Here is a 9,184-nt window from a genome sequence, read left to right on the forward strand (position 1 = left end):
CGTGATGGTCGCCTTATTGTGCACCGGCACGAGGCTTACCACGGGTTACAGATACACCACACTAGCGGACGCAACCTCTCCGAAGTTGAGTCCTGCTTAACCCATCTCGGAATTATGGATAAAGGACGGCTCATTGCTAACGGCACGGTTAACCAAGTCATGCAAAACGTTCAAAATAGACGAACCATTGCGTACCGCACTGCATCCAATAGTGATAAAAGTTCAAAACCTTGGGAGCAGACAGTAGATGTCGACCAAGTTCCGAGAATTGTCTCGAAACTATGTCACGAAGGAGCCGACGATATTACTATCAGTTCACCCAATCTCGAGGATGTTTTTGTCAACCTAATCGCATCCAAATCGAATAAAGCATGAGTAACACTCTTACGTTTACGCGCATACAGCTGACCAATTGGCGATGGTCTTGGCCGTCCATGCTGCTTACTGGAATTGTCGTTCCTGTTCTAATGTCCTTAGGACTTGGTGTGTACGCACAAAATTCAGGCGGGGCCGCCGTTGAGTACGCTGTTATTGGTGGTCTATCGTTTTCTTTACTATTCGAGCTGCAGGGGAAAATTGCCACCAATATTTCCTTTATGAAGGCGAATGGAGCCCTAGATCAACTAGCGGCTACCGGAGCGAAGCGCCTCCTGAGGTTACCCTCGTTTAGTGGACACCCGATTAGTGCGGATCTTGTGTCCGTAGGAGAGGATGTTCATTGTGAGTTCGTCAAGGAAGAAGTACACCCCGGAGTACCGGCAGGAGGCCGCCAGACTGGTCATTGAGTCTGGGCGCCCAATCGCTCATGTGGCTAAGGAAATTAGCGTATCAGCCACAATTTTAGGCAGGTGGGTCAAACTTGAGCGGGAACGCCAAGGCTCGGTAGATGGCCGCAGTGATGCCGATATACGAGCCGAAAACGCTCGCCTGCGTCGTGAGTTAGCTGAGGCCAAGATGGATAATGAGTTCTTGTCAAAAGCCACCGCCTTCTTCGCTGCGAAGCAACGCGATCGGAAAAATTTGAGCTAATGCAGCCAGAGCAAGGCGAACTACAGCATCAAACGAATGAGCAGGTTATTAGAGGTTTCTCGTTCTGGCTACTATAAATGGCACAAGGCTCAAGCAGTACGGCTTGGGCCCGACCCCCGGAAAGTGGACACATCGGGGGCTAGCTATGCTGCTTTGGTCAGTATAGCCGAAGTCTCGGTTTCAAAGACATCAGGCGCTACAAGATTGCACCAGGAGTGCCGCCGGCGCGTGTTGTAGCGCATGCACCACCGGAAGACCTCTTGGCGACAGGTAATTGGGTTGTCAAAGACTTTCCGATCACGCAGCACTTCCCGCTTTAAAGTGGCGTTAAACGATTCTGCCAAGGCATTATCAGCACTCGTTCCTACCGCTCCCATGGACTGGCGTACACCTAACGACGAGCAGTAATTTCTAAAAGCTTGTGAGGTGTACACACTGCCGTGATCGGAATGGAAAATAGCCCCGTCCAGACTGCCACGCACATCATGTGCGTGGGCTAGAGCATCGATGACTAGTGAGACTCGCATGTGGTCTGCGAGTGCATAACCTGCAAGTTTACGCGAATAAGTATCAATGACTGTGGCCAAATACATGTTTTTCCCTCCCTTACACGGCAGGTAAGTAATGTCACCGACATACACACGGTTCGGCTCGTCAGCTGTGAATATACGGCCTAGTAAATCCGGCATGACTCGGTGGTCAGGCTTACGCCTGGTAGTGATGCATCGACGCCGTTTGCTAAAGCCTTGAAGTCCCATGGCTTTCATGATGCGTGCAACTTTCTTGTGATTGACCGGGGTATACGCCGTGTCCTCCTTGAGGCTTGCGGCGATGCGTTTAGCACCATAAAGCCCGTGCTCATCATCAAAGACGGTTGTGATCCTTGCACCAATAAGACCGTCAGAATATATCTTTAACCTGCGTTTTTTGCGGGTGCTCACCCACTTGTAAAACGAGGAGCGATTGAGCTTTAACACGTGGCACATCCGCTTGACCGAGTATTCGGTTCGGTGGTCATCGACAAACTGGAAGCGGATCACCAGTGAGTCTCTTCGGCAAAATATTTCGCAGCCTTACGCAGGATGTCACGTTCTTCGCGCAGTTTTGCGTTTTCTTTCTCTAGCTGGCGGATTCGCGCAGAATCATTCAGCTCTTGGGCTTTATCATGTACCGCTTTAATGCGGGCACGTTTGCCGGTGCCGTACTTTTTGACCCAAGAGTGTAGCGAGGCACGGTTGATTCCGAGCTCGGCTGATGCTGAGTTCAGCGAGAGGTCCTCGTTGTTCTCATAGAGGGCTACGGCATCGCGTTTGAACTGTTCGGAGTACCTGGACATGGTGGTAGATTACCAATCTTGCCAGCTCGACTGGGTTGGATATCAGGTGTCCACCAAATGGGGGTCAGGTCCCTTTCGTGGTGAAAATCAGCGTCAGAGATTCCTCGACCAGTTAGACAGGAAAATTCATAACATCTGGGAAGATTCTGACGAAGTCTACGGTGCCCCACGGATTACTGCAGAACTCGCCGAGGGTGGGGTCTATGTGAATCGCAAAACCCTGGCCAAACGCATGCGGATGATGGGTATTGAAGGCATCTCACCCAGGGCGTTTGTTCCCGTAACGGCGATTCAATCCAAGCGGAAGTCAACGCTTCCAGACCTAGTGAAACGCCTATTTGATCAAGGGCAGCTTAATCGAGTGTGGATGTCGGATATTACCTATCTACGCACGAATGAGGGCTGGCTGTACCTATGCGTTATCCGCGATGGACACTCCCGCCGAGTCCTAGGCTGGTCCATGGATAGTGTGCAGGATTCTTACCTAGTTGAACGTGCACTGCGCATGGCTTACACCCTGCGTGGTGAAGTACCCGACGGCGTGGTCTTCCACGCCGATCGTGGTACCCAGTTCACCAGCGAACAGCTGTGGCAGGTCTGTCAAGAACTAGGTATTGCTCAATCGGTCGGCCGTACTGGTGTCTGCTTTGACAATGCGATGGCCGAGTCGTTCTGGTCGACATTGAAGACCGAATTTTACGATCGGAAGGAATGGCGAACCCGCAACGAAGCCCGGAAGGCGGTGGCTCGCTGGATTGAGATTGTCTACAACCGGCGCCGTCGCCACTCGTCCATCGGGATGGTAAGCCCCGTCGATTTCGAAGCCCAGCTCGCTGATCAAAATGGTAATAAGAAGGCCGCTGCTTAACCCCTAAGCAGCTTAACTACGTGTCCACGATTTGCGGGCAACCCCACTCCAGTTTGTTGTGGGGAGCTTTATCGCCTTTAGCCTCTTAGCTACTCCTTCACTGCTCATAACCCCAGTTGCGGTAGTTAAGATTCTTGGGCTTTCTTTATCTCCTTCTTTCACTATCATTCCTTCCCTAGTTTTTGCTGGTTGTACTTTCCTTTCTGCCGGAATGATAATTGGAGCATTATGTTCCAGCCTTGAGCAGGCATCTTCCATCTCATTGTTATTGGCCATTACGCTGCTAAGTCTCGGCCCGGTTGCCGTTCCTGAAGACTTGTTGCCTTCGTGGCTTCAGATAGTGGGAGAAGCCAACCCGGCTGTCCACATAAGTGAAGCCATTAGATACGGCTTCTTTGGCGGCGATGGAATCCCCTGGGGATCTATAGCATATTTAGTGGGTGTCACTGTCGTCTTGCTTCTTGGTGCTGTGGTTTTCCTACCCTGGCGGCATAAACGGGTATAAACGTTGTTTTCCCACGTGAACTGTCCCAGGTTTTGTTCCGTTTGAGTAGATGGGAAAATCTGGAATATACCAAGAAAATTTGACTAGGATGCCAAGGACCGTGTGGTCCGAGAGTGTCGGAGATTTTGTGTGTGGGGCTCTGATTTGAAAGGAGCTTCACCGATAATGACTACGGTATCCCCGAAGAAGAATTATGACCCGTCTAGGGTCAACGAGATCAGCGAGAAGCTGATGGAAAACCTTTAAGCTTGCCAGTCTCATCGGTGAGTTGTCGACCTCGACTGACGATGACAGCGAGCTTGTGCGCGGCCATGTTGCAGGCCTCGGTTAACGCCGAGCTGCAGGCTGAAATGGATGCCCATTTGGGCTACGAGCATTCCGACCGTACGGCGAAAGCCCAGGTTGACCGTGGCCAAGGCAATAACTTCCGAAATGGGGCCTATACCTAAACCGTTGACTCTGGCTACGGCCGGCTTGAGGCAGTTATGTCCAGAGACCGAGTGGGTAGGTTTGTTGCGCGGATGGTGCCGAAGGCGCACGCCGGTTAACCGAACTCGATGACATGATCATCTCGTTGTACGCCGGCGGTATGACGGTGCGTGGCATCCAGCATCATCGTGTGTCCACCATCGGGCTGGATATCAGGTGTCTACCAAAAGGGGTCAGGTCCCTTTTGCTACTTAACCCGAAGACACATCCGCGTGTAAACCCGAGTAATCCTTATAAAACAACTACGCTAAATCGCTGACTACTGTTTAAATAGTTTGGAGAATCGAAGCAATCGTGACTGCCAACAACACCTCGGCTTTTGAGCCCCTGCAGCGAATTTTGCTGCCCAAGCGCGGCGAACCCTTTGACGTCCGCATGCTCTACCTCATTGAGGCGAAACAAAACCGCGAGCGCCTCAGCTGGACCGACCGCACCTCGGTGACCATTCCGGCCGGCGAGGCAGCCTCTTTTGAGACCTACTTCAACGCCTTTCCGGCCTCCTACTGGCGCCGGTGGTCCCAGCTCGACTCGGTCATTCTGCGCCTTGAAATTGAGGGCCAGGCCAATATCTCGTTGTACCGTTCCAAGCACGATGGCCAACGCATCTCCGTGGCCAACCACCTCGTGGGCACGGGCCACCACGAGTTTGAGCTGCCGCTGAAGAACTTCGAGGACGGCGGCTGGCTGTGGTTCGATATCACCGCGGAAAAGGAAACCACGTTGTCGGATGCAGCTTGGTGCTCACCGCAGGCCCCGCTGGCGCAGACGCTTCCCGATGGCACCGAGATTGCCCCTTCCGAAAAGCGCGTCGCCGTTGGCATTCCCACCTTTAACCGCCCCACGGATGCCGTCGCTGCTCTGCAGGCGCTGGCAGAAGATCCCGTGGTGGATGAGATCATCGACTTCGTCCTCATGCCAGACCAAGGCAACCAGCACCCGGCCGATGAGCCCGGTTACGACGAAGCGGTAGCGCACTTTGGCGATCGCTTCCGCGAATTCCGCCAGGGCAACCTCGGCGGTTCCGGTGGCTATTCCCGCATCATGTACGAGGCGCTGGAGAATACGGATTCGCCCTTCATCTTGTACATGGACGATGACATCGCCATCGAGCCGGACTCCGTGCTGCGCGCGGTGCAGGCAGCACGCTATGCGGAAAAGCCGATCATCGTCGGCGGGCAGATGCTCAACCTGCAGGAGCGCTCCCAGCTGCGCACTACCGGTGAGCAGGTCAACCGCTCCGATTTCATGTGGGGCGCCGCCCCGCATGCCGTGTACGACCACGACTTTGCCAAGTACCCGCTGCGCGCCATTGGCACGCCAGAAACCCGCCTGGATCCAAAGAAGTACGATTCCCGCGACCTGCACCGCCGCGTGGACGTGGAATATAACGGCTGGTGGATGTGCCTCTTCCCGCGCGTGGTGGCAGAGACCAACGGCCAGCCACTGCCGCTGTTTATCAAGTGGGACGATACCGAGTACTCGCTGCGCGCCGCCCGCAATGGCTTCCCCACGGTGACCTGGCCGGGCGCGGCCATCTGGCACATGGCCTGGGCGGATAAGGACGATGCCATTGACTGGCAGGCCTATTTCCACCTGCGCAACCGCTTGATCGTGGCTTCGCTGTACCACGATGGCGCGGTATCCGGCATTACTAAGTCCATCTTTAAGTCCACGCTCAAGCACACCATGTGCATGGAATACTCCACCATGGCCATCCAAATCGAGGCCATGAAGGACTTCCTGGCGGGGCCGGATCACCTCTTCGATATCCTGGATACCTCGCTGCCGCGCATTGCGGAGATCCGCAAGAACTACTCAGATGCGGTCATCATCGAATCCGCAGACCAACTGCCGGCGCCGACCGGCGCGCCGGGCGTTCCCACCCGCAATGTGGGCGGGCGCTTGGCCAAGGTCAAGAAGCTGCCGTGGGCAGCCAAGGGTCTTAAGCACCTGCTGAGCAAGGAAGATCCGGCGCACCACGCGGCACCGCAGCTGAACCTCACCCCAGAAGAGGCGCGCTGGTTCACCCTGTCCCGCCTGGATTCCGCCACCGTATCCACGGCGGGCGGCACGGGCGTGGCCTTCCGCAAGCGCGACCGCGATTTGGCCAAGGAGCTCATCACCGAAACCCGCAACCTGTTGAAGGAAATTGAAGAAAACTTCGATGACCTGCGGGCGCACTACCGCGCCGCGTTGCCGGAATTGACCGCGCGGTCCTCCTGGAAGAAGGTTTTTGATGCCCAATAAGCTTTCTATCGCAGAATCCCGCGTCCTAGAGTCCATCCAGAACGCCGCCTTTGACCTGCCGGGAGTACTACCTACCGCCCGCGGTTTAAGCCGCTTGGGCGAGCACGCCCTGGGCTGGATGGGCAGCGCGGCCCTAGGGGCAGGCGTGGACAAGCAGCGCCGTGAAGAGTGGATTCGGATCGGTGCCGCGGCGTTTACCGCGCATGCGGCAAGCGTGGTGCTCAAGCGCATCGTGCGGCGCAAGCGACCCGATTATTCCTACGTCCGCGTTGGGGTTAAGACCCCCTCGCGCCTATCCTTCCCGTCCTCGCATGCCACCTCCACCACTGCCTTCTTGGTGGGCCTTTCCCGCTTGACGGGTTCCAAGGCACCGCTTGTGGGAGTGCCGGTGATGATGGCATCGCGTATGGTGCTCGGGGTGCACTATCCAACCGATACCGTCGCGGGCGCAGCCATTGGCGCTGCCACCGCGCGGGCAATGACGAAGGGAAAGACGCATGAGTGAGGACGGTAACCAGCACTTTCTCCATTCGGAACCGCATACGTCCGGCGTCGATACCGGCCGTAAGCGCAAGCCGCCGAAGAATTTGGCCGATGGCATGGTCAAGGCCCTGCGCCCGAAGCAATGGGTAAAAAACATCCTCGTACTGGCCGCGCCCGCCGCGGCCGGTGCGGAGTCGCTCTTTCACGGGCGCGTGCTTGTCGATGTCCTCTTGGCCTTCATCGTCTTTTGCCTCGGCGCTTCTTCCATCTACCTGATCAATGACGCCAAGGATTGGCGTGAAGACCAAGAGCACCCGACCAAGCGTTTCCGCCCGATTGCCTCGGGCGTGCTGCCCATCAAGGTGGCCTATGTCATGGCCGTGGTGCTCGTTGGCCTGTCCATTGGGCTGTCCTTCTTGGCCACCGCGGGACTAGAGCTAGCCATCGTCATGGCGGTTTATATCGCCCTGCAGCTGGGCTATTGCTTTGGCTGGAAGCATATTCCGGTCATCGATATTGCGCTGGTGTCCTCCGGATTCATGTTGCGCACCATGGCCGGTGGCGTGGCCGCCGATATTGAGCTTTCGCAGTGGTTCTTGCTGGTCGCTGCCTTTGGTTCGCTCTTTATGGCCTCCGGTAAGCGCTATGCCGAAATCCTGCTGGTGGAAAAGACCGGCGCGAGGATCCGCAAATCCTTGCAGGGCTATACGCCAACCTACCTGCGCTTTGTCTGGACGCTAGCGGCTACCGCCGTGGTGGTCTTCTACTCCCTGTGGGGCTTTGAACTGGCTAATGCCGCAACCTCTGGTGGCGTGTGGTACCAGATTTCCATGGTGCCATTTACCATCGCCATCCTGCGCTATGCCGCCGACGTCGACCGCGGCCAGGGCGGGGCACCGGAAGAAATCGCGTTGGGGGATCGCACCTTGCAGTTCCTCGCCATCGCTTGGCTGGCCTGCATCGCCATGGCCGTCTACATCATGCCATTGGTCTAAGCAGCGGTTGCATAGTTGCGTTCAACTAGAAGATCTTGAGAGGGCTGATATACTCACCCCACGTGGTTAACACCGGTAACAAGAACATTGCGCTGTGGAGCGCACCCGCCTGGGTTCTTGTTATCGGTATTTTTTCTTTGTGGGGTGGCTTTGCCCGTCGCTGGATGTCTGATGACGGCCTCATCGTCCTGCGTACCGTCCGCAACCTAGAAGCCGGCAACGGTCCTGTGTTTAATGTGGGCGAGCGCGTCGAGGCCAATACCTCCACGCTGTGGCAATACCTCATCTTAGTGGCGCGGTGGGTAAGCGGTGCTGAACTCGAAACGATCGCCATCTACCTCGGGCTTCTCCTAGCGGTCGCGGCGATGGTGGTGGGTACGTGGGCATCGGCAAGCATGCACAAGGGACTTATTCTTCCCGCTGGAGCCGGCGGATTCTAAGGATCGTGGAAACACCTGACCTTGATTGGTGGTGTTTGTGGTGTCGAGTCGTTGGGATCCTTCGCCGGATGTGGTGGAGCAGCTGTGTTGCTTGGTTTCAGGCGGTCGTAGTGTTCGTAGTGCGGCGTTGGAACTGGGGCTTAGCTTGAGTGTTGCGTATCGGCTGGCTCGTGAGTATCAACTTCCTGTGCGCGTTCAGAAGTCGACTTCTGCTTCGGTTACAGAAAGCATTGAAGCGCTATGGAAGCAGGGTGTGAAGCCGTCAGATATTTCAACGCGGCTTAATGTAGGAACCAGCGTTGTGTACCGCATTGGTATTGAGCTTGGCTTGTGGCAGCGCAATCCGCATGGCCGTCGGGCTAGTGCCACGTCGCGTCGGTGCGAGTATTTGATGCTGCGTTCTGGTGCGATGGGCCGAAAAGACGCAGCAAAAGCCGTCGGTATTAATCCGCGCGAGGCTTTGGACATCGATAAAGGAGTAACCAAGCTCAATGGTGTCGGGCGTGTGCCGTTTGTTCCCGATGGGCCAGACACTGAGCTTTATAAAAGACTTATGCAGGTTTTGCCTTATGTTGACGGCCGTCAAGCAGTGCCCGTCGAAGTTATCCCACAGCACGCGATAGACAAACGCATTAGTCCTCGATATTTATCCGTCGAGGAACGTGAACTTATCGCCGACTTGAATCGTCAAGGCCTAGGCGTGCGTGCTATTGCCCGAGAGTGTCTAATGGTTTGTGTGTGGGAACCCAACCCGCATAAGGAGATGAACCAGAATGACTACTATGGCGAGAC

8 protein-coding genes and 3 pseudogenes are annotated in these 9,184 nt (G+C 55.7%); 10 read left to right on the forward strand and 1 reads right to left on the reverse strand.

Annotated elements, in window-relative coordinates; genetic code table 11:
• Together ABRP88_RS11060 and ABRP88_RS11065 are read left to right on the forward strand one after the other, a co-directional pair.
• On the forward strand, nt 1–375 hold a 375-nt coding region (locus ABRP88_RS11060), incomplete at its 5' end, for a hypothetical protein (RefSeq protein ID WP_349837219.1).
• 345 nt (nt 376–720) lie between these two features.
• Complete coding sequence (locus tag ABRP88_RS11065; RefSeq protein ID WP_023022502.1) at nt 721–1,029, forward strand: transposase; 309 nt, start codon at nt 721–723, stop codon at nt 1,027–1,029.
• 143 nt (nt 1,030–1,172) lie between these two features.
• On the opposite strand, the gene ABRP88_RS11070 is transcribed toward ABRP88_RS11065, so the two are convergent.
• Nucleotides 1,173–2,365, reverse strand: a protein-coding gene (locus tag ABRP88_RS11070) for an IS3 family transposase (RefSeq protein WP_349837220.1) whose coding sequence is annotated in 2 segments (ribosomal slippage) — nt 1,173–2,086 and nt 2,086–2,365 — 1,194 coding nt in all. Because the reading frame shifts where the segments join, the coding sequence is not laid out codon by codon here.
• A gap of 40 nt (nt 2,366–2,405) precedes the next feature.
• Here ABRP88_RS11070 and ABRP88_RS11075 point away from each other — a divergent pair.
• The 8 genes and pseudogenes from ABRP88_RS11075 to ABRP88_RS11110 form a co-directional block, all read left to right on the forward strand.
• Nucleotides 2,406–3,233: pseudogene (locus ABRP88_RS11075) on the forward strand (IS3 family transposase); the annotation flags it as partial.
• A gap of 58 nt (nt 3,234–3,291) precedes the next feature.
• The gene (locus ABRP88_RS11080) at nt 3,292–3,738 is read left to right on the forward strand and encodes an ABC transporter permease (protein WP_349837222.1); all 447 of its coding nucleotides are present in this window, start codon (nt 3,292–3,294) and stop codon (nt 3,736–3,738) included.
• A 165-nt stretch (nt 3,739–3,903) separates the two neighbouring features.
• Nucleotides 3,904–4,381: pseudogene (locus tag ABRP88_RS11085) on the forward strand (transposase); the annotation flags it as partial.
• A 140-nt stretch (nt 4,382–4,521) separates the two neighbouring features.
• Nucleotides 4,522–6,474, forward strand: a complete 1,953-nt coding sequence (locus ABRP88_RS11090; protein ID WP_349837223.1) for a glycosyltransferase — start codon at nt 4,522–4,524, stop codon at nt 6,472–6,474.
• Nucleotides 6,464–6,979 (forward strand): phosphatase PAP2 family protein, encoded by a 516-nt coding sequence (locus tag ABRP88_RS11095; RefSeq protein ID WP_349837224.1) that lies wholly within the window; start codon nt 6,464–6,466, stop codon nt 6,977–6,979. Before ABRP88_RS11090 ends, ABRP88_RS11095 begins: the two co-directional genes overlap by 11 nt.
• Nucleotides 6,972–7,952, forward strand: a complete 981-nt coding sequence (locus ABRP88_RS11100) for a decaprenyl-phosphate phosphoribosyltransferase (RefSeq protein ID WP_349837225.1) — start codon at nt 6,972–6,974, stop codon at nt 7,950–7,952. The genes ABRP88_RS11095 and ABRP88_RS11100 overlap by 8 nt, the downstream gene beginning before the upstream one ends.
• 62 nt (nt 7,953–8,014) lie before the next feature.
• Nucleotides 8,015–8,380: pseudogene (locus tag ABRP88_RS11105) on the forward strand (hypothetical protein); the annotation flags it as partial.
• An 82-nt stretch (nt 8,381–8,462) separates the two neighbouring features.
• A partial coding sequence (locus ABRP88_RS11110; RefSeq protein WP_349837226.1) for a helix-turn-helix domain-containing protein occupies nt 8,463–9,184 on the forward strand: 722 nt, incomplete at its 3' end.

The organism is Corynebacterium sp. KPL2734 (genome assembly GCF_040225595.1).
Lineage (GTDB): Bacteria > Actinomycetota > Actinomycetes > Mycobacteriales > Mycobacteriaceae > Corynebacterium > Corynebacterium rhinophilum.